14 protein-coding genes and 2 pseudogenes are annotated in these 20,941 nt (G+C 69.6%); 6 read left to right on the plus strand and 10 right to left on the minus strand.

Annotation, left to right across the window (positions count from 1 at the left end):
- Positions 1-80: 80 nt before the first annotated feature.
- Complete coding sequence (locus KUM38_RS32935; protein WP_217134952.1) at positions 81-932, plus strand: IS5 family transposase; 852 nt, start codon at positions 81-83, stop codon at positions 930-932.
- Between the two features lie 84 nt (positions 933-1,016).
- Positions 1,017-1,214, plus strand: a pseudogene (locus tag KUM38_RS43820) (transposase); the annotation flags it as partial.
- A 62-nt stretch (positions 1,215-1,276) separates the two neighbouring features.
- On the opposite strand, the pseudogene KUM38_RS42465 reads toward KUM38_RS43820, so the two are convergent.
- A pseudogene (locus KUM38_RS42465) lies at positions 1,277-1,713 on the minus strand (transcriptional regulator); the annotation flags it as partial.
- Positions 1,714-1,925: 212 nt separating this feature from the next.
- Between KUM38_RS42465 and KUM38_RS32945 the strand changes: the two are divergent.
- Together KUM38_RS32945 and KUM38_RS32950 are read left to right on the plus strand one after the other, a co-directional pair.
- Complete coding sequence (locus KUM38_RS32945; RefSeq protein ID WP_217134955.1) at positions 1,926-2,882, plus strand: DNA-processing protein DprA; 957 nt, start codon at positions 1,926-1,928, stop codon at positions 2,880-2,882.
- Positions 2,883-3,019: 137 nt separating this feature from the next.
- Positions 3,020-3,628, plus strand: coding sequence for a ComF family protein (locus KUM38_RS32950; RefSeq protein WP_308409118.1), 609 nt, complete (start codon positions 3,020-3,022; stop codon positions 3,626-3,628).
- Between the two features lie 124 nt (positions 3,629-3,752).
- On the opposite strand, the gene KUM38_RS32955 is transcribed toward KUM38_RS32950, so the two are convergent.
- Positions 3,753-4,661 (minus strand): hypothetical protein, encoded by a 909-nt coding sequence (locus KUM38_RS32955; RefSeq protein WP_217134956.1) that lies wholly within the window; start codon positions 4,659-4,661, stop codon positions 3,753-3,755.
- Between the two features lie 198 nt (positions 4,662-4,859).
- On the opposite strand from KUM38_RS32955, the gene KUM38_RS32960 reads away from it, so the two are divergent.
- Complete coding sequence (locus KUM38_RS32960; protein WP_217134958.1) at positions 4,860-5,045, plus strand: hypothetical protein; 186 nt, start codon at positions 4,860-4,862, stop codon at positions 5,043-5,045.
- A 250-nt stretch (positions 5,046-5,295) separates the two neighbouring features.
- On the opposite strand, the gene KUM38_RS32965 is transcribed toward KUM38_RS32960, so the two are convergent.
- From KUM38_RS32965 to KUM38_RS33000, 8 genes are all read right to left on the minus strand, one after another.
- The gene (locus tag KUM38_RS32965) at positions 5,296-6,531 is read right to left on the minus strand and encodes a TIGR02679 domain-containing protein (protein ID WP_217134960.1); all 1,236 of its coding nucleotides are present in this window, start codon (positions 6,529-6,531) and stop codon (positions 5,296-5,298) included.
- Positions 6,531-11,540 (minus strand): SbcC/MukB-like Walker B domain-containing protein, encoded by a 5,010-nt coding sequence (locus tag KUM38_RS43390; RefSeq protein ID WP_217134962.1) that lies wholly within the window; start codon positions 11,538-11,540, stop codon positions 6,531-6,533. Before KUM38_RS43390 ends, KUM38_RS32965 begins: the two co-directional genes overlap by 1 nt.
- A complete protein-coding gene (locus KUM38_RS32975) occupies positions 11,537-12,832 on the minus strand; it encodes a DUF2398 family protein (RefSeq protein ID WP_217134963.1) in 1,296 nt (431 codons plus the stop codon). Before KUM38_RS32975 ends, KUM38_RS43390 begins: the two co-directional genes overlap by 4 nt.
- Entirely contained in the window at positions 12,829-14,313 is a 1,485-nt protein-coding gene (locus tag KUM38_RS32980; RefSeq protein WP_217134965.1) for a DUF2397 family protein, read from the minus strand. Before KUM38_RS32980 ends, KUM38_RS32975 begins: the two co-directional genes overlap by 4 nt.
- A gap of 282 nt (positions 14,314-14,595) precedes the next feature.
- Positions 14,596-15,957, minus strand: a complete 1,362-nt coding sequence (locus KUM38_RS32985) for an AAA family ATPase (RefSeq protein ID WP_217134967.1) — start codon at positions 15,955-15,957, stop codon at positions 14,596-14,598.
- Entirely contained in the window at positions 15,947-17,458 is a 1,512-nt protein-coding gene (locus KUM38_RS32990) for a hypothetical protein (protein ID WP_217134969.1), read from the minus strand. Before KUM38_RS32990 ends, KUM38_RS32985 begins: the two co-directional genes overlap by 11 nt.
- Entirely contained in the window at positions 17,455-18,588 is a 1,134-nt protein-coding gene (locus tag KUM38_RS32995) for a hypothetical protein (RefSeq protein WP_217134970.1), read from the minus strand. Before KUM38_RS32995 ends, KUM38_RS32990 begins: the two co-directional genes overlap by 4 nt.
- A gap of 46 nt (positions 18,589-18,634) precedes the next feature.
- Positions 18,635-19,480 carry a hypothetical protein gene (locus KUM38_RS33000; protein WP_217134972.1) on the minus strand — a complete coding sequence of 282 codons (846 nt, stop codon included), beginning with the start codon at positions 19,478-19,480 and terminating at the stop codon, positions 18,635-18,637.
- A 134-nt stretch (positions 19,481-19,614) separates the two neighbouring features.
- Here KUM38_RS33000 and KUM38_RS33005 point away from each other — a divergent pair, with 134 nt between their 5' ends.
- Positions 19,615-20,937 (plus strand): exonuclease SbcCD subunit D, encoded by a 1,323-nt coding sequence (locus KUM38_RS33005; RefSeq protein WP_217134974.1) that lies wholly within the window; start codon positions 19,615-19,617, stop codon positions 20,935-20,937.
- Positions 20,938-20,941: the final 4 nt, after the last annotated feature.

Below are 20,941 nucleotides of genomic sequence, written 5' to 3' on the forward strand. Positions count from 1 at the left end.
CTAAGAGGGCATCTGATCTATGTAGTTGGTAGTTAGGGATGGTTTTGTGACTGCTGGCGTTGGCGGTCGTTGGGCGAGGTGTGAGTGCTCGTCGTCCGTACCGCAGTGATGTCTCCGACGCCCGCTGGGCCTTGATCGAACCGGTCTTCACCGCCTGGCGTGCCAGGAGAACCGGACCCGGCACAGCGGCTCGAGTGCACGACCTGCGGGAGATCGTCAACGCCATCCTGTACGTCAACCGCACCGGCATCCCATGGGAGTACCTGCCCCACGACTTCCCGCCGTACAAGACCGTCTACGACTACTACGCCAAGTGGGAAGCCGACGGCACCACCCAGCAGGTCCATGACCTGTTACGGGACAAGACCCGTCGATCCCATGGCCGCAGCACCCAGCCGACCGCGGCCGTGATCGACGCGCAGAGCGTGAAGACCTCGGCAAACGTGGCCGAGACCGGTCAGGGCATCGACGCCGGCAAGAAGATCAAGGGACGCAAACGGCACGTCATCACCGACACCCTCGGTCTGGTCCTGGCCGTGCTGGTCACTGCCGCGTCCGTGCACAACACCACCGGCGGCAAGCTCCTGCTCGACAACCTAGCGGCAGCCCACCCCACCGTGTCGAAGGTCTGGGCCGACGGCGGCTACCAGAGCAGCGTCCTCAACCACGGCGCCTGCCTGGGGATCGATGTGGAGGTCGTGCAGCGGCCACGGACGAAGGGGTTCGAACCGTTGCCGAAACGGTGGGTGATCGAGCGGACCTTCGGCTGGCTGATGCAGCACCGCCGCCTGGCGCGGGACTACGAAGCCCTCCCGCAGAGGTCCCGGGCGATGATCCACTGGGCGATGGCTAACAAAATGTCCCGCGAGCTCACGGGAGAATCCACGCCAACGTGGCGAATCGAAACGGACATGACCGACAGAACAGCGTGAACATTGATCAGATGCCCTCTTAGAGGTCCTAACAAAGGCGTTGGACGTGTCGGTGGGTGATGAGGCAGGTGAAGCTTCCCCTTGATGTTGGACACCTCGACACTGGATCTTGAGCCCAGGGAGAGGAGTCCCGGGTGGGGGCCTACAAGTACTCGACGGAGTTCCGGGCGGACGCGGTGGCGCTGGCCCGTCTCGCGCGTAGCCGCCGAGCTCGGCGTGAACCACGAGACGCTGCGGCAGTGGATCAAGACCGCGGAGCATGCCGAGCGACCCGAGGCGGTCGCGGGGTCCACGAAAGACGCGGAGATCGCGGCCTTGCGTAAGCAGGTTCGCGAGCTGGAGATGGAACGTGACGGCGTCATCACCCGCTGCGTGTACACACCCAGCACCCGGGCGAGCTCCGCCGGCTCCAGCCGGGCGGCATGCCCCCCAGGCACGGTCGTCGAGTGCGTGCCAGCACAGCTGCACACACTGCCGGCGGCTGCCCTGGACGGGGCGGTAGATCCGCGCCCACGGCCTCAGCCCCGCCGGGTGAGCTTCAAGCCGGCGCGCTCCACCTGCTTGATGACCCTATAGCCCTCGGGCAGCCGCCCGGCCTTCTGCTCGGCCCCTTGGCGGGCAGGCCGCAGCGCTCGCACGCCGCCCAGGTGAGGACCAGCAGCGGGTCGGCGTCCCGACCCGAGCCGTGCAGCCTCTCCGCCCCGAGCTGCGCTTCGGCCAGGGGCCACTCGATTAGAAGAGGCAGCGACTTGGCAGACATGTCCAGGATCAAGCCGCCGAGCCCCTGCTGGTCATCGACGCCGATGACGACCGGAACGTCGCCGGCTACGGAAAGTTACTTAATGTTACGGAATGAGTGCATCGTGGTTCACCCGACTGGTTGCGTACACCCCCGTGCGGACTCGATCCGGCGTACGCCATGATGGGAAAAGGCCCACTGACAACGAGCACCACCCTTCGAACACACCGGGGCCGCGAGTAGAAGGACACAACATGATCGCAACACCTCAGCAGCAGAAGCTGCTGACCATCTGCGCCTTGCGGGCAGACAGCAAATCCGTCGACTGGAGCCTGATTGCCCGGACCTGCCAGTCGCCCGAAGCCCTCCAGGTCGTTCTTGGAGGTGACATTCCGGAGGACTCCACCGTCGCACGGAAGAACCTCTCACTCCTGCGTAAGGCCCTGCCGGCAGTCGACGACGCCCATGCGCGCGTGGCCACGGAGCTGGAGGCCGCCGAGAAGGCCGGGGCCCGCCTTGTGACCGTGCTCGACTCAGACTACCCGGCGAACCTGCGCCTCGTGCCGAACCTGCCGCCCTTCTTGTTCCACCTCGGCGACCTGGAAGAAAAGGACGCCCGCTCGGCCGCGATCGTCGGCACCCGCAACGCCAGCGAGGACGGGATGCGCCGGGCCGCGCGCATGGCGCGTCTCCTCGTCGCGGAGGACGTGGTGATTTTCAGTGGTCTGGCTAAGGGGATCGACACCGCCGCCCACACGGCCACGCTTGATGCCGGTGGTCGGACCGTCGCCGTGATGGGGACCGGCATTGCAGCGAAAATCTATCCCGCCCAGAACAAGGGCCTTGCCACTCGGATCGTCGCCGAGGGCGGAGCGCTCGTCTCGCAGTTCTGGCCCACCTCCGCGCCGGCCACGTGGACTTTCCCCAGGCGTAACGTTGTCACCTCCGGCTCCACCATGGGCTCGATCGTAATTGAGGCTTCCTCAACCTCCGGCGCCAAGATGCAGGCTCGCATCGCCCACGAGCACGGTAAGCAAGTCTTCCTGATCAAGTCCCTCGCGACGAGCGAGCCATGGGCGGCGAAGATGGTCGCGGAAGGCAAGGCCGTCGAAGTCAGCGAGCTCGACGACGTGCTCTCGCGCCTGGGCAATGCCAAAAGAGTCCAGCAGGCCGCGCAGCAGCGCCTCCAGCTTGCTCTGGCGGGCCTGTGACCCACCAGTTAGACCTTCCCGGGCGCCTCGTCTTTCCGCAGTGCCGCCGCTGCGCATACCGGTTCACAGGAACCACCCATGGGTGTGCGGAGTGCGCGGCCTCGGCGGTGCGTCCGCTTGCCGAGCACCACTGCGAAGTGTGCAGCCAGACCCTGGCTGCCCAGGGCGCGCAGTGCTGGAACAGGATCTGCGGCTGGAGTCCGAGCCAGCGCTTCTTCACGCGAGTGGATGCCCTCGCCCTGTACGCCGCCCCTCTGGAACAGACGATCAAGGAATACAAGTATGGCCTCAGAGACGGCTCGCAGGGCTGGGGAGTCATCTTCGGCCGGCTCATCGTCGGATGGCTCGAAACCAACGAGGACCTGGTAGCGGACATCGACCTGATCATCGGCAATCCCACCGCACCGAACCGGGCGCCCCTCCAACACATCGAGCGAATGATGAAGGCGGCGCACGCAGAGGACAAACTCGACCGTTGGCCGATCACCGATCCCGACAGCCCGGTTCTGATCAAGACGCGGGAGACCGCGAAGTCGGCTGGCGGGGGGTGGTACGACAAGATGGAGGCCGCCCGCGAGCACGCTGCGGCGCTCAAGCTTCGGCGGGGCGTCGAGGGGAAGCGGGTCCTGCTGGTCGACGACGTCTTCACCACCGGCTCTCAGTTCCACACCGTCGGAAAGTTCCTGATCGAGAAAGGTCAGGCGAGGGAAGTCCGCGGTCTCGTACTGGCTCGGGTACCTGGCTGACGGCCAACGGAAGGGGCCCCGTTTTCCTCGGCTGAAGGCGGGGCCAGACCTCACCGGGCCGAGGCCGCCCAGCGCCCCTTCCAGTACGGGGCTGGCGCGCCGCGACCCCGCACACCTGAAGGCTCTACACCAGCAACGTGGTCAGGGCATGGGTGACCCTGCGGCACAGCGCGGTCGCGGTCACAGCGGCGGCGTCGAAGGTCTCGGTCCATCCGCCGGCGGGCATCCGCTCGGCGGTCAGGTAGGGGCCGTGCCCCTGAGTGCGCAGCTGTTTCAGGACGGTCTGCTCGATACGGTAGGCGGCCGCGCCGGTGTCGAACAGCCAGGTGCGGACCACCGCCCATCCAGAGCCCTGCAGGCGGGCGATGCGGTCCTCGCGGGTGTGGCGTCCCGTGATGCCGATCTTCACCGCGCCGAAGACCACGTGGGCCATGACGTACAGGAAGGCTGGCGCGGCCGGATCGAGGCCGTATTTCGCGCAGTGCGGGCAGCACTGTCCGCGGGTGCGTACGTTATTGAGATTGGGGGAGACGATGGTGCCGCAGCCGTTGCACAGCGATGTCCAGGGCGTGCTGACGTTGCGGTACGGCTCCAGCGGGGTGAAACCGGCTGCCTTCATGTCGGTCACCGCCTGCTGCGGGTCGCCGGGTCCGCGGCGGGCGCAGAACCGGCACCGCCCGCCGCGGCCTGTGGTGTTGTCATAACGCGGGGCAACCAGGTGACCGGCAGTGGTGCACTTCGACAGCCACGGCTTGCCGGTGCCGGGGAAGGGGACGAGCGTGTCGAAGCCGTGGCCGCGCATCGCGGCCACGGCCGCCTCTGGATCGACGGGCGCGTTGGGCGCGCAGTATTTGCATGCGCCCTGCCCGCTCATCACGTTGTTCCGGTTCGGGTAGATGATCTTGCCGCAGCCCTCGTTCAGGCACCGGCACTTCCAGGGTCTGCGTGCGCCACCGGGATAGGGCTCAAGGGGCTCGGCATTGCCCAACCGTCTCATATCAGCTACTGCCGTATCGTTCGCCACCGTTGCCACGACCTTTTCCTTCCTCAAGGGGGTCGGCAGTCTTCCACCCGCCGCTGACAATCCGTGGGTTGCCGTGGCATGAACCCGCTCCGGACCGCCGCCCCAGGGGCTGGCTGTGCGCCACCTGCGCGGTACGGCCGGAGCAGCGGCAGGCGCCAGGAGATGTCGCCGGTGGCGCCAGGCGGCCAGCAGGCGCAAGCAGACTGAATGGTTGAGCTGCCGGCGACGGCCTGGATCGTCTACTTCAAGGTCGAGCCGCTCATGACCCAGGCCATGAAGCAGAGTTGCGCCCGCGTCGCGCTGGAGCTGGTGATCGGTACCGACGACGCTGACCGTAGGCGCTTCACCATGGATGATCGTGCAACGCTCATCGGGCCGACCGTTGGCTGGTGATGTTGTACAACGGCGTGCACTGCTACCAGGCACCCGAGCGCTGCCAGCGGCGGTGGACGTCACGATCTGCGTGGGCGCTTGCTTCTCCATTCCCTGAGCGCGGCGACGGCCTGCTGGGCGAGGAGAGTTGTCCCCAAAGGCGCTGGCTAGCAGGAGCGGTCAGGTGCCGGTGATCACCTTCGATGAGTGTGGAGTGTCGCGGTGGCGGTCCTGGGCGCAGGGTGATGACCAGCGGCTACATGAGTCAAACTCAGGAGGTGGAGGCGGGTGGGAGGAGGCGGTCCAGAACGGCGTCGTGTTCTTGGAACACTACCCGCCCCACGATGCGCAGTTCGCGGGCGAGCTGCAGATCGATGTCTTCGTCGGCGAGCGGGCCCAGCAACACCGCGGACGGGTGGGTTCCCGCGTCGTGCAGTGTGGCCAGATCCATGGCGACGAGTCTGGCGCCGTACAGACGGGCGACGGTGTGCGCGATGCCGAGCCCTGGCCCGTCCAGGTCGCCTGCGTACTGCAGCGCCACGCCCTGGTCGACGGCGAGTTGCAGCAGGGCGTGGTCGACGGCGCGCAACTGTCCGCTGGTGCACGCCAGCGGCGCGGTGTGGCCGCAGGCGAGGGCGGCTTCGAGGACGGAGGGGTTCTCCACCACGGTGAGTACCTGGGTCGGGTCCAGATGTGGGGGAGTGCGGGTCAGGTCGAACAGGTGCAGCGCAACCGGGGCGACGGCGTCGCGTAGGCGCCGGTCGACCGATCCGTCACCGATGGCCTGGACATGGTGGAGAAGCACGGTGGCGGTGAGGCGGTCAGGTACCACTCCGGTCTGCTCGAGCAGGGCGCGGATCCGGTCCGGCCGTGTCGGCTCCACCTGTCCGGTCAGTTCGGCGACCAGTGTGACGAGCCGGCTGCCAGCGAGGGTGTCGAGGTCGAAGAAATGGGGGTCACCGGCGGTGTCGTGGGCGAGTTTGGGCAGCGAAACCGGCGGGTCGGCCGGCAGCCGTGTTGCCACGGCGGCGAGGGCGTCGACCAGCTTGCGCACCCCTGTGCCTTCGTCGACGCCGATCCCGGCGGCGCGCATCCGTGAGACCAGCCCCGGACACGCCGGCAACTGTGCGGCCGCGTACTGCCACACATCCTGGCGCAGCGCCGCGTCGCTCATGCGCTGCCGCGCGCGGTCGATCACCGGCCGCCCCACAGCCTGCTCCACCAGCGCCACCAAGTCCTGCGGTTCCAGCCGCAGCACCTGGCGTAGCGCTCGTACCGGCACTCGCGCCCCGCGGGCATCCACGACCACCGCGGAGGCGCCGCGCCGTAACCGCCCCGCATCGTCCAGCCACGCCCGCAACGCCGCTACCCCCGCCGGCGGCAGCCCGGTCACCCGCACACTTGCCATTGCTGCAGGATCCGTCCCGGCGCACAGCCGGTCGTGCACGGCGGCCCACAGCGGGGCCAGCGCTTCATCGCCCGCGACCCATTCCCATGCCGTGCTCATCAGTCGGCCATCCCGCCGTCGAAGCCCAGGCCGAGGTCCAGCGTCAGCGGCTGTGCCTCCCCGTGGCCTTGCCACAGCCACGGCACCGTCACGCGGTGCTTCCCGCTGGTGACGACCTGATGGATGACGACCTGCCCGGCCTCCTTCTTGATCACCGGGGTCATCGAGGGCGCGGTCGCCAGCACGTCGAACTCCCACCGGCGCAGCAATCCCAGCATCTGCCGAAGGTTCGCGTCGTCGAACGCCGCGTCCAGTTCGTCGATCGACAGCAGCCGCGGCCCGCGGTACTCCCCGCTGTACATCGACCACGCGGCCGCCAGGAGGGGCAGCATCGTGGCCAGGCGCCGTTCCCCGGTCGACAACGTCTCCAGCGGGTTCATACCGCGCGGCTTGACCTCCTTGAAGCGGTCACCGTCCCCGTCGCTGAACGAGGAGTGGGTCACCGAGATCGTCCACTCGTGCCAGGCCCGGTAGTCGAAGGTGTGCGCGACCCTGTCCGCCCACGTGTCCCCGACGGACTCGTCCATCCGCTGCCGCAGCACGTCATACATCCGCTCGAACATCTCGTCCGAGGGGGGACTTTTCACCAGTTCCACCATGGCCTTCGCATCCGCGTCCTTGCGCACCGCCCATTCGACCTTCACGCCCACCCGGGCCACCCCGGTACGCACGTCCGCCAGGGTCTGGCCGATCTGCCGCACCAGTTGCTGCGCGAGATCCTGGCGGACCTGGACGTCGCGCTGCAGCTGAGCGAACATGCTGGTCTTGATGGCCTTCTTGATGTCGGAGCGCAGGTCTTGCTCCAGCTGGGCGACTGCCGCGCGCAGCGCCTCCACCGCTGCGCGCAGGTCCTGACCACGGGCGGCGGCCGGGTCGGCGACCTCGGCACGCTGCCACCCGGTGCCCGATACGTTGGTGAGGATGACCTGGCGGTTGAACCGGGCCAGTGCGCTGTTGGCGGTGCGGGCGGCGCCCTCAAGGGCCTTCAGCGCAGCGTCCCGGGCCCGGGACGCTGCGGCGAGCCGGTCCGCCCCCACTCCCGCGCCTGGCCCGGTGAAGCGGTCGGCCAGCAGGTGCCTGGCCCAGGCCAGTCCCGCGGTCAGGTTCGCGGGCCGGCCATCCGGCCCGGTGGAGATGTCCTCACTGACCAGGGCTAGGCCCTCGTCGACGAGCCGGCCCAACCGGGTAAGGCAGGCATCGCGGTGCTCCTCGGCCGCCTGGCGCAGCGGCGCGACCTCATCTAGCCGCGCCCGGGCCGACGCCGCGTCAGCAGCAGCTCGTTCCTTAGTGCGTTGCAGCTTCTCCACCCGTGCCCTGGCGCGGTCGAGCGCACTGGTGACCTCCTGCAGCGAGGCGCGCAGCTCCTCGTACTCGGCGCCGTGCAGGCGCCGCATCTCCTCGACAGCCGCCTTCTCGCGCCCCGCGTCCACGGCGGTTTGCTCTGCCTCCCGGGCGGCGTCGGCCGCTAGGATCCGCCAGCGTTCGGCGGTTTTCGCGTCCTGACGCGCCCGTCCCGCGAGGTCGATCACCCGCCCTGCGGCGCCCCGCCAGGCCTCGACCTGCCGGAACATCAAGGTGGTGTCCTCGCGGTGGGCGTCGGCCGCCTTCGGATCCGTGGGCAGCACGGTGCCGCCGCCCGCGTCGGCTGCCCGGTTCAACGCCCGCAGCGCCTGACGCACGGCCTCACCGGCCCGGCGGTGCCGCTCGCGTGCGTCGGCCGTGCGCCTGATGGAGTGCTGCAACTGCTCGCCCGCGTCGTCCTCCTGCTGCTGGGCTGAGAAGACCTGATCCAGCGGCGGGAAACCGGCCTGCTCGGCATCGGCGTGCGCCTGGGCGTCCTTCGCCTGCTCCCACCCGGCGTGGCTGGCGGCTGCGGTCCCGGCCGCCTCGCGCGCCGTGCCTTCAGCCGTTCGGACTGCGGCCAGTGCCGTGGCCGCCACCTGTTCGGTGTGCCGTGCCTCCTGGGCCAGTAGCTCCAGCGCGCTACGGCGCCGCGCGGCAGCCGCGTCCAGGGCGTGCAGTGCCTGCGCCAGCCCGCGTTCGGCCAGGCGGATGTCCTGAGCGGACCGGTTGTGGGTCTCCTGCAGCGCCTGGAGAAGGCCCTGCCACCTCTCGCGGGCCTGTTCCCACCCGGCGGGGGAGGGGAACCGGTCCCGCTCCATCGCGACGGCGTTCACCCGGGCGCGAGCATGCGCAGTCTCCTCGCGTGCCTGGTGCAATGCCTCCTGTGCCTGGTCGAGTTGCTGCTCCAGGTCGGCTACGTGCCGGAGCCGGGCGCGTTCGCGGGCACTTCGCCCGATGAACCGCGCCTGATAGCCGGCCGGTGCGACCGCGGTTGCTACCGCGATCGTGACTTGATCGCTCGCCGACGGGTCCAGGGGAATCGACCGCAGCAGCTGGTGGACCCGCTCGGGGGCGATCCGGCCCTGCGTGTCGGGTCGAAGTACGTCCGCCAGACTTGCCCCCGACGCCGCCGCAGCTCCAGGTCGGAGGGTCACATCCCCTGCCACCGCCTGTCCGTCGGCACGGACCAGCGCGTCCAGCAGGCCACTGACCAGCAGAGCACCCTCGAGGCGATCTCTGGCCTCGTCCGTCAGGTGTCCGGCAAAGTCCACCAGCGCCCACAACGGGGTGCCGTCCACGGGCTGTCGGCTGCGCCACAGCGGTGCTGGTGGTACCGGCGCCGACTGCTGGGCCCGCTCCAGCTGCTGCTCCAGGTCACGGACCGTTTCCTGCGCCAGTCCCGCCGCCTGGTCGGCGGTGTCCACGGCACGCTGGAGCCGCCCGGCGGCCGCTGCGTGCGCCCGCTCCAGGGATACCTGGATCTGCGCGACTGTCTGCGTGGCGTCGACCGTGGCCCCGTCCCCGGCTGGCTCCGGCAGCATGCCGATGTCGATCAGTACCGCGTCGTGCCGCCACACGCCGACCAGGCCCTGCCACTGCTCCCAGGCCGCCCTAGCCGCCGACTCGGCCTCATCAGTTGCTTCCTGACCCTGCGCGACGGCGGCCTCCGCCTGCGCGACCTGCCGCCGGTGCGTCTCCTGGTGTTGCTCCCGGGCCTCCTGCTCGGCCGCGTCCTGCTCCCGGGCCTCCTCCTGTGCACTGCGCAACGCCTGCGCGGCTTGCTCGGCCGCGCCGAGTTCCTGCTCCCACAGCGTGCGTGCCTGCTCCCATGCCTCGGCCGCCCGCTCGGCCACCGCACGGTCCGCAGTCGCCTGCCGGTGGTGCGCTGCTGCGTCGATCCTCGCCCGCGCCTCGCCGGCGACCTGAGCGAGCCCTGCTGTCAGCTTCCCGACTGGCAACCGCTCCCCGTCGCCGCGACCGTCCCGCACGAGCAGTTCGAGGGCGGGACCGCGCAACTCCACCGCCGCGTCCGCCCACTGCCGCATCTCGTCCAGCAACGTGTCCTCGGCCTGCGCCCGCGTCCTGCCTGTCTGGTCGGCCGTGGCCCGGTCCGTCTCCTCGATCCCTTCAGCCTCACGCAGATCGGCCGCCGCCGCGACTTCCAGTCCCTGCGCCGTCGCATGGTCCCCGAGCGCGGCTTCTACCTTCCGCAACTGGGAGAGCCGGGTGTCCACCCACGCCAGCGGCGCCGCACACGCCCCGTCGACTACTTCTGAGGCCACTGCCGCAGCCTCGGCCGCCACCAGCCGCTCGTCGAGGGCAAGCAGTCCCTCCAGGGCCGCGTCCGCGCCCAGCCGGCCCCCCACCACCCGCAGCGGCCCGGACACCGCCGACACGGCGCCCTGCGCCGACCGGACGCCGTCCGCCGACTCCCGGGCGGCGCCCTCAGCCCGGGAAGCCTCGCTACCGACCTCGTCCGACCGTTTGGCCGCTGTGCGGGCGGCAGCGGCCAGCTCAACCGCCCGCTGCTCACGCTGCGGAAGGACCGCGCCCGCGTGCCCACGCAGCTCCTCCTCCGCCGCGTTCTTCCGCCCCTCCAACTCCCCGATTTCGGCCCGCGTCCCGGCCAGCAGCTCTACGGCTTCGGCTTCCCGCGCCTCGGCCTGCTGCGCCTCCTCACTCGCCTGGCGCTCACGCCTGGTCTGAGCGTCGAACCCGGTGTTTGCCGCGATCAGTGAGGCGGCCTCGACCACCGCCACTGCCTCCACATACCGGCGATACGTCCGCTCCGCGCCCTGCAGCAGCTTCTCTTCCGCCCGGGCACGCTCCAACTGGTCCTCGAGCTCGGAGATCCGCTCCATTGCCTGAGCGATCACCGCCAGCCGCTCGCTGTCCAGCGCAGGCAGTGCGCTGGACAGCAGCCGGCCCATTTCGGCCGCGGAGATCGCCTCCGCAGTGCGCACACTGCGCAGGCTGCGCAGCACCCCCACCAGCGCGTCGAACTGCACCTCGTCCAGCGGGGCGAACAACTCCTCGCGCACCGCCCGCCGGTAGTCGTGCTCGTCCCCGACCACCCGCAGATGCTCCGACAACCGAGCCCGGTTCGACGCCGCAGACGAAGCGCTGGAGGTGAAGGCCTGCCCCTGACAGGCAGCCAACTGCGCTGCGAGGTCACCGATCCGCACTGGCTCCCGGTCCACCTGCAGCCGCAGCTGCTCCCCGACCCGCCCCCGTGACAGGAAGAACACCCGGTGCACCGCCTTGCCGACTGCCCTCAGCCACAACCCGGTCGTCACATACTCCACAGCCCCGCCATCGGCGCGCCGCCCGTACTCCAGCCACCACACCCCCGTGCGGTCTTGCTGTTCGTCCCGGTCGGTGTGTCGGCTCAGTAACGTTCCCGCCGCCTTCCCCGACACCGACAAGGCGGTCTGCGACACATCCGCGTCCAACAGCACCGTGACCAGCATCGATGCCGACAAGGACTTCCCTGATCCGTTCGGCCCCGCGAGTGTCAGCCACCCGTCGGCGAAAAGCAGTTCCTCCTCAGCCCAGGCCCAGGAGTTCACCACCCCGGCCCGCGTGGGCTGCCACCTGCCTTCCGCGACCGGCACGCCCAGCCCGACGCCACCAGCCCCGACGGGTCCGTTTCCAGCGATCTTCACGCGTCCCCCTCACCCGGCTCGACACTGGACGCCCCACCTGGCTCCGGTTTCGCCGTGCCGCGGGCTGCATGGGCTACCCGCACCCGCCACAGATGCACCCCAGGCGTTGCCCGCCACTGCTCCGTCTCACCCTCCACCGGCACCAGCAGCCGCGCGGCCGCCAGCTCACCGATCGCCGCCCGCGCCAACGCGGGGAGCTGCGCTTTGTGGCCGGCCGCCCAGTTCGGCATCACCGCCCGCACCCCCTCCAGCAGATCCACCACGTCGCCCACCTGCACCACCGAACCGGCCTGGTTCCGCTCGGCCAGATGAGCTAGTAGCGCCAACGCGGCCTGCCGCTCCATCCGCCGACCGTTGGGGAAGTCCATCTCGGTCCCGAGCCCACTGGGATCGGTGACCTCCCACCAGTCCCGGCGCACTGTCACCCCCAACCCCAAGCTGGACATCAGCGCCAGTCCGCGCTCCCGGCCGGCTAGCGTGTGCAGGTACGCCGTCCCCGGCGTCTGCTCGTCGAAGGGATCCACGCCTGGGTCGTCCACCAGCCGCCGCAGCGCCTGCAACCGCCGCTCCTCCACCGACGCCACCTGGTCCGGCTCCGGCGCCACCGGGTCGAGCAATGAAGCGGTCGACAAAGCCGCCGCATGCTCCTGCGGGGGCAGCACGTCCAGGCCGAGCAGCCCGGGGGACAGCGAGGAGAACCGCGCCGCCAACCGGTCTCTCGAGGCCGTCACCACAAGGTCAGCGTCCTCGTCCACCACGACCCGCTCCAGGTCGGAGTCCGCCTCCACCGAACCCTCAGCCTCCAGCACCTGCAACGCGTCCACCAGGTTCTGCCGGTGCCAGCGGGCCTCCTGCTTCGACGTCCCCTCCCCGGCCACCCACTGCACCCGCGGCAGCCCACCTGAAGTGGCCTCCTCCGCGCACACCTGTGCGAGCGCCTGCATCAACTCCCGCACGCTCAACCGGGGACGCCGCCACAACTGCTCACACACCAGACACACCAGCACCAGCGCCTCCTGCGACAGCAGCACCGGACGGCTCCCGCCGCGGGCCACCGAAGGCCCCCTGTCACCAGGGACATCCACACGCCGCTTGTGCAGCCGGACCAGCTGCGCCACCTCCAGTACCTCGAGCGTCCAGCCCAGCTCCGACCGGAACAACCCCGCCAACGCGGCCTGCCCCTTTACAGCCGCTCGGTACAGCTCCGGCTCAGCCTCGGCCCGAAGCCGTCCTCGATCTACCAGCACCCGGGCCGCATCCCGTAGATCGGCCTCCAACACCTCGCCGCTCATGCTGCCCCCTGCGCAGCCGCTTCCTCAGCCCGCTCGCTCGCATCGACACGGATACGCAGATCCGGGCCGGTCAGCACCCCTTCGGCCAACCCCACCCGAACCTGCCGGTCTGCCATTCCCGGTCGTACCCGCACCACGACGTTGGCCCCCTCGGCCACCGCAGACCCAAACCCCAGCACGGGGTCGAACTCCTGCAGCGCCGCTTCCACCGCCCGCAGCAAGATCACCGAAGCATCCGCCGCCAACCCCGCGAAGTGCTCCAGCCCCACCTCTCCAGGCGTCACCAGCACCCGGGCAAACCGGCGCCGCAGCTGCGCCTCCTCCCGCGCCCGCGCCAGCGCGCCCTCCCGGTCCACGGTGGTGTCCGCCAGCTTCCGGGGCCTGCCGCCAGGCTTCCCCACCCGCTCATGCTCACGCAGCGTCACCTCGACGCGGTGTGCCGTGAGTCCGGCCGCCGCCACCGTCGCATGCGCCACATCCTCCTCAGCTGGCCCGATCTGAGCGTGCCACGCAGGCCAGTCCCCAAACGCCGCCCCGTACACGCGCCGCGCCTGCTCCTCGCCGCCCTGCCGATGCAAACTACGCGCCACAGCACGGAAGTCAGCCCCCAGATCCGCACCCCGCCTCCTGGCCGCGTACCGCCGGTCGATCGCGATCAAAAGCGTGTGCACAGCACCAGTAGCCGAAGCGATCAACCGGTAGACCGTCCCGTCAGGCGTGAACCACGCCTCCAAGTCGGCCAAGCGACGGATACGCTCGTCTACCCAGCGCTGCTGCTCGGCCGGATCTACCAGACCCGCGTGCATGGCCGCGGTCTCCACGACCGGACCGTGACCCACCTCCCGCAACGTTGCAAGCGCGTCCCCCACCCGCCGTAACGCCCGCCCGTACTCCCGCGGAAACTGCCGCAGCGCCTCAAGCACCCGGTCCCGGTTCCTGCCGAACACGTCGTCGTCAGTGACATCGGACTGGACCATCTGCGCCAGCGCACCGTAGAAGTCGGCCGTCACCCGTTGGAGCTCATCGATCCGGGTCCGCACATCATCGAGATCACCCGTCAGCAGCCCAGCATCGCTGTTGAAATGCTCCAGCATCCGGCGGACCGTCTGCTCCACACCGTCCAGCAGCCGGCTCGGCAGCTGCAGTGCACGACGGGAATCCAGCACCGCTGCCCGCACGGCGGCTACCAGCGCCCGACCCCGCAGCGTCAACGCCCAGGCCTCCTGCCGCGAGATCACCCCGCGATAGTTGCGCACCGGCGCCGCATAATCCCTGAACGGCTTGGCCAGCTCCCACTTGGCCAATTGCTCAAGCGACGACAGCAACTGCTCCTCGGACAGCCCATCATGGTAACCCACGGTGCGCAGTTGCTCGAGGATCTGAGCCGGTGTCCACATCGGGCCGCGGGTAGACAATTCCTCCAACGCAGCCAGCAGGGCCGTATAGCGTTCCCGCACCAGGTCCTCGGGCAGGGCGAACACAGTCCAGTCGCTGGACAGAACGCTCCGCCACCACTGTCGCGATTGATCCATTCCGCCCCCACGCCTCGTACGCCCTCACGTGTACAGGCTTCCTAGTTTGAAGGCCGCCACTGACAGATCTCCCCCGAACCGGGAACAACGGCCGTTTTCCACCAGGACACGAAGCGCGGCCCATCAGCACCTCGCCGTCCCGCCGCCGGAACTGAGGAATCCGAGAAAACGAATGGATTTGCGAATTCGGCGGGAAGGGCCACACACCCGGGTCGGAGTGCTGCACGGGAATCATGCGGCGACACGGTGCTCAGCGAGTTTGGCCAACATGACCTGGTTGGCTTCCCAGCCGTCGGGGAACTTGGCCCGCACGGACAGATGTACCGGGTCCATAGAGGGGTGGCTGTCCAGGAGGTCGGCGATTCCCTCGCGGGCGACGACGATGCACGCCTGCCGGTGACGGGAGGCGAGCACACACAGCCGTCCGGCCTCGAGGTGGAAGGCCGTGGCGTCCCGGCGGCCGGACAGCGGGTGCACGACGATGACGACTTCGAACTCGCGGCCCTGCAGTCGGTTCGCGGTGTCGACCGCCACGTCCTGTGCGCCGGGGATGCCGGTCCGGGCGAGTGCGGTCCGGACCAGGTCGGCCTGGTCGCGGTGGGCGACGCCGATGGCGATGTCGCCAGCGCCTAGGAGGCGGCCCCCCGGGTGGCGCTCGCAAGTGGCGACTGCTCCGCGGACGAGGAGCCGGTCGGCGAGGTCGGCGGCGGCCTGGAGGGTCTGGGTGTCGGTGCGCGGGACGTGGCGGCGGGGCAGCTCGTGCAGGGCCCAGCCGGTGGTGAGGGCCTGGGCGAGCGTCTCGTCCAGGCCGGCACGGGCGAGCGCGGCGGTGCGAAACTCCAGGCCACGCGTGCCATTACCGGTCCCGGCGGTGAAATGGGAGAACGGGTAGAACGCCCGGGCGATGGTGGGTGCGGCCGAGGATGGCAGGCGCCAGGACACCGGCAGTCGGTGCACCGGAATGTCCTGGTTGTGCGCCAGCATCACACTGACGCCGTTCTGGGTGGGGTCGTGCGGCAGCCCGATCCAGCGCTCGGTGCCGACGATTGTGAACGGGTCCAGCTGGCCGGGGTCGCCGACGAACAGGCCCCGCTCGAAGCGCTCGACGATCTGCAGCAGCATGTCCGAACGCATCTGATAGGCCTCGTCCAGGATCGCCCAGCCGAACGTGGCATCGCCGATCGTGGCCCATTTCGCGGCGGTGGCGACGATGATCCGGCAGCCGGTCAGGTCGGCCAGTTTGCGGCCGATGGTGATGTTCGTGAGAGCGCCCGCGGCCGGCGGCGGGTTGTAGTCGCTGGCGCTCAGCCGTCCGACGGTGATGCCGGGATGCTCCTGGGCCAGGCGCACGACCAGGTCGTCGACCTGGTTGTTGGTCTGGGCGACGATGATCGGGCGTTCGCCGCCCTCGGTGAGCTCCTGGGCGGCGCGGACCACCAGGGTGCTCTTGCCGGCGCCCGGCGGGGAGTCGACGACGACGGCCCGGTGACGCCCGTCGGCCATGTCCGCGAGGATCGCCCGAGTCGCGGCGGCGGCGGCCATTGCCGGGTCGGGCGCGACCGGTTCGGGCGTCGTGCTGGTGTCAGTCCTCATTGCCCCACTCCTCTGCGGCGGCGTCCTCGGGTACGGCGGAGCCGGTGTCGTTCTCGTCGTCGGCACTGTGCGTCCACGGCGTGGCATCGGAGGTCGGGAACTGCGGTGCCGGGCGCCACCCCGGGTCGGGCAGGTAAGCGATGTACTGGCCCGGTTCGGGGACGGTGCCCTGCTTCGGGACGCGGCCGCGCCCCATGCCGCCGTTGATTTCCACCGTGATGCATGTGGCGTCGCCGTCGGGCAGGACGGAGACGATCACGGCTTTGTGGCCGGCCGGCATGGACGGGCTGATCAGCTTGGTGTCGGCGGCCAGCCGTACGGGATCCTCGGTACGGACGGTGACACGCGGCCGCGGCACCCGCCTGTTCTTGTCCGTGGTTACCACCCGGCCGGGTTCGGCCTGCACAACCGTCCCGGCGAACGCTTCTCCGGCACTGCGCCGGCCGGCCAGCACGAAACGGTCATCGAACGCCATGTCGGACTCGAACTCGGCCAGTGCACGCTCCAGCCGTTCCAGCTGCCTGGCCGCACCGATGGCGGTGTCCCGTGTGCGCTGCGGAAGGCCGCCGGAGTCCCGGTAGTCGGAGTAGTCGGTGAAGGCCGTACAGTCACGCTCGAAGCGCTTGGCGGTCCGCGGCGCCTCGGGCACGGAGCGCAGCCGCGATATGGCGTCCCACACCATGCGCCACGTGGGCTGGATCTGTCCAGCGATCAGTTCGCGCAGTTCGGTCTCGGCGGCGGCCAGTGCCTGGGAGTCGCCGAGTGTGCTGGCCGTATCGAAACGTCTGATCGCCGGGGCCAGGTCGCGGTTGTCGAACTCGGGGGAGGTCGACGGGCCTGTCGGCGGGCACACGTCCGGGTTCTCCGCATCGGCCATGGCCTGCTCGACGGTCAAGCCCGGCGGAGGAGCGATCCAGGCCATCAGGGAGGCGAGGTTCTGGTCCTCGAGCGTGCTCTGGCCGGTCGCCCAGTGCTCGGTGAGCATTGCGGTGACGGGCAGCAGCATGGAGGTGCCGGCCTGTTCGGCTCTCTCGACCAGGAATGTCAGCCACATGCCGAACTCCGGTACGACGTCCGGCACCGCGTAGGGGCCGGACGTCGCGCGGAAGCGGCACATGCGGCCCAGGTCTGCCAGGGCTTTGACGCCGCCGGGGTTCGGCACCAGGATCTGTGGCGCGTCGGTGTACCGGGAACGCTCGCCGTCCCCGCGGCGGTCCTGGCGGAAGGAGTCGATGTAGTCCATCACGATCCGGCCGAGGTCGGCGGCGAACGCGAACCGTTGGTCGCGGTTGCGGGGCTGGGCCACGATCAGCAAGGTTCCGTTCCTCTTGGCGGAGCCGACCATCGCGGCCAGGGGAGCCCCGGCCTCTCCGGCCATGGCCAGCGGGATGATCACCAGCGGCCGGGTGGACAGGTGCCGGTGCCGGAACTCGGTCAGGGGCACCGCCTGCATCGACTCCATCGCTTGTACGTGCGCCAGCGCCGATAATGTGCTGTTCATGCCGCACCCTCCAGCTCTGCGCGCAGTCGTGCGGCGTGCCGCAGGGCTGCGGCCATCTCCACTTGGTCCTCGCTTGGCGTCAGTTCTCCGCGAGCCAGTCCCATGACCATGGTCGTGGTGTCGATGCCGCCGAACTGCTCACGCACTACTGGCCCGAGGACGTCCAGTGAGTTTTCCACGCGGGCGCGGGAGCGGCAGTAGAACGCCATCTCGCAGTGGTTCAGGCAGTCCGGGCGGTACGTCACAAGGACGTGGTCCAGCGCTTCGGTCAGTTCCGCGGCCGGGCGCCGGGGCCGTTTCTTGTCTTTGTCCACATCAAGATCGAAGGTGAGATCCTCGGGCAGCAGGTCCACCAGGTCCCCGATGCGTTCGATGCGGGACAGCTGACGGGTCAGGGCGGCCACCTGCTTGCGGGCGTCGACGAACGCCCCGGTCGGCCGGTTGGTGAAGTTCTTCGGCGCGACCAGCACGATCGTGTCGGAGACTGCGTCCTCACTAATGCCGGCCCGCCCGAGCAGGTCGCGCAGCGCGATGATGTACGCGCACGCCTGCGTGGTCGCCGCCCGCACCTGAGCGGAGTCCGCCTGCCCGTCGATGATCGGAAAGCTCTTGATCTCCACGACGTGGAAGCGGCCGTCGATGCGGAAGGCCACCAGGTCCGGCTCCAGGTACGCGTCCTGCCCGCCGATCTGCAGGCGCAGCATCGGGTGGTCGAACAAGGTGCCCTCGCTCTCGCCCCGGGCGGCCCGCAGCAGGACCTCCTTGGTGCGCTCATGGCGCTTATCCGAACGGCCGTCGCCACCGACGTCGTTCAGGTCCTCGTACGCCACCTCCGGCAGCGTCAGCTTCAGGGTCTCGCGCAGAACGCGCAGAAGCTCCGCGCAGCCGTTGTCCTTCACCATCGCCTCGAAGGTGTTGCCGCGGGTGATGGCGAAGGAGGACTGGCCGAACGACGGGGGGTGGCCGACGTGCGTGGCAATCGCGGCCTTGTCGGATCCGGAGGCGTCCAGCAGGGCCCGCAGTGTGCAGCGCGGGTTGTTCTCCAGAGCCGCCAGTGACCGGGCGTTGTAATCCAGGCGTTTCCCGGATCCACGCAGTGCGTCAAGGCGGTCGTCGACTGGTTCTTTCACGGTCTCGTAGATCCTTGCGGGGAGAAAAGGATAGGGAGAGGGGGGATCAGGCACGCGCCGACCGTAGCCGCGTCACGCCGCGCTGAGGCGCACCGAACAACTGCTCGTCGTCCCCGAGCGACTTACGGGCCCGCCGTGCAGCCGCCACCCGGGTGGCGCGGTCTGCGTCCGTGTGTACTTCCAGCTCGGCCAGGGCAGCGCTGATCACCTGCTGGGCATCCAGCGCGCCCTCGTGACCGGAAGCGTTTTTCGGCATGGCGTCGGGGATGCTGACGGCGAAGCGCCACAGCAGCCGCAGGGCCTGCGGGCTGGGCCCGTCCGTTGTGGACTCGGCGGAGGTGTGCACGGCCTCGGCGACACCGATGGCGTGGGTGAGGAAGTCCGCCCGTGGTGACAGCGGGCCGATTATGCGCTGCTCAAGCGTCCAGGTGCTGATGGTGATCAGTGCCCGCACCGGTGTCAGCAGGTCGTGCGCCAGCGCCGGGCACAGGTAGTAGGGCCGGGCTCCCGGACTGGAGCGGTAGGAGCGTTCCTCGTCGCGGCGCAGGCTGGACAGCTTGGACGCGGAGAGCTCGCCCGGGAAGAACGCCTCGTGCACGCCGACGATCAGCTTGGGTGCGGCCGGGGCCCTGAGGAGCATTAGGGCGCGGTGGACGTGCTCGCGCGCCGGAAGTTGCGATCCCCGGGCTGCGGGAGCCGCTTCCGGCGCGGGGCGGGGCGCGGCGGCCGCAGGTTCATCGGCATCGAGGAGGGCGTCCCAGGCCCGCTCGGCACGGCGCAGCTGCATGCGCAGCTCGCCGGCGCGCTCGGTGTCACCGGCGGCGGTGGCATCGCGAATCGCGCGGCGCAGGGCGGTGATGCTCTTTTCCAGGGCGTCCAGCGGATCACTCATGTACCAGACGTTACCAGAGTTCCAGAGTTTTCCAGACTTATTCCTGTGATCCGCGGTACAGTCGGGCACACCGAACCTCCGGCCGCGGCGGCGTAACCCGCGTCGCCCTGCAGGCCGTTGCTCTGGAGGCACCCGTGACGGGACGCGTATTCCACACCTCCGACTGGCACCTGGGCCGCCAGATCGGTCGGCATCGACGTGACAGCGAGGTCGACGCCGTCCTGGACGAAATCATCGCCATCGCCGAGGACTACGCCCCCGACCTGATCGTGCACAGCGGCGACCTCTTCGATGGCCCCCGGCCGAGCCTGGACGACATGCGCCGCGCGGCCCAGGCACTACGCCGCCTTGGCACGATCGCGCCCGTGGTCGTCGTCGCCGGCAACCACGACACCACGCACGTCCTGACGTTCCTGGAGTACGTCCTCAACGACATGGGCGCCCGCGAAGGAGACCAGACCCGGGTCCGCTTCGCCACCGACGCTCACCCCCACAGACTCCTCGTCGCCGAGTACCCGACCAAGAACGGGGAGCTCACCCTGCGCATCGGCGCACTGCCCTACCTGCACCCCAACCGCTTCACCTACGACTTCGCCGATCCCGCCCTGACCACCGCCACCTACGCCGAACGAATGCGCACCGTCCAAGCCGAGGTCTACCGCCGCCTGACCGCCGACCGCAGCCCCCGGGACGTCCTCATCTACGCCGCCCACCTGTTCATCGAAGGAGCCCTCCCGTCCTACTCGGAGCGGCGCATCTCCCTGAACACCGAGTACGCGGCCGCAGCCGCGGACCTGCCCGACGTCGCCTACGGCGCCCTCGGCCACATCCACAAACCCCAGCCCGTCGGCCGTGCCGGATTCCCCGCCTACTACGCCGGCAGCCCCCTGCAGATGGACTTCGGCGAGACCGGTGACACCAAGAGCGTCGTACTCGCCGAGATCGGCCCGGACACCAATCCCCGCATCGAACTCGAACCGCTGACCGCAGGCCGCCGTCTGGTGCGCCTCGAAGGAACCCTGGAACAGATCGCCCATCGCGCCGCCCGCGTGGGGGACGCCTGGGTGAAAGCGGTGGTGAACGTCGACGCCTTCGACCCGTCCCTGCCGGACACCCTCGCCAAGATGCTGCCGCACGCGACGCTCGTCGACATCGACGAGCGCCGTACCGGCACAGCACACCGCGTGCTGGAACGGCAAACCTCCGCCACCGAACTGCCCGACATCGACGACCTGCTGCACGACTACCTCGCCGACCGCGGCACAGGCGGCCCGGCCCTGGACCGCGCCATGGCCGCCTTCGCCCACCTACGAGCCGAACCCGACCCCGAGGACCCCGCACCGTGCTGCGAGGAGACGCTGCTGACCGCGGCCATCGCCGGCCAACCTCTCGACACCCTTGACCGCTCCAGCCTGCTGACCGGCATCGACACCACCGACGCGGAGACCACGCGATGAAACC

Source organism: Streptomyces sp. AC558_RSS880 (assembly GCF_019049255.1).
Classification (GTDB): Bacteria; Actinomycetota; Actinomycetes; order Streptomycetales; family Streptomycetaceae; genus Streptomyces.

Coding starts and splice junctions, on each gene's coding strand:
- KUM38_RS32975 (WP_217134963.1), bottom strand. CDS start 12,832: ATGAGCGGCGAGGTGTTGGAGGCCGATCTACGGGATGCGGCCCGGGTG.
- KUM38_RS32945 (WP_217134955.1), top strand. CDS start 1,926: ATGATCGCAACACCTCAGCAGCAGAAGCTGCTGACCATCTGCGCCTTG.
- KUM38_RS32965 (WP_217134960.1), bottom strand. CDS start 6,531: ATGAGCACGGCATGGGAATGGGTCGCGGGCGATGAAGCGCTGGCCCCG.
- KUM38_RS32990 (WP_217134969.1), bottom strand. CDS start 17,458: ATGAACAGCACATTATCGGCGCTGGCGCACGTACAAGCGATGGAGTCG.
- KUM38_RS33000 (WP_217134972.1), bottom strand. CDS start 19,480: ATGAGTGATCCGCTGGACGCCCTGGAAAAGAGCATCACCGCCCTGCGC.
- KUM38_RS32960 (WP_217134958.1), top strand. CDS start 4,860: ATGGTTGAGCTGCCGGCGACGGCCTGGATCGTCTACTTCAAGGTCGAG.
- KUM38_RS32985 (WP_217134967.1), bottom strand. CDS start 15,957: ATGAGGACTGACACCAGCACGACGCCCGAACCGGTCGCGCCCGACCCG.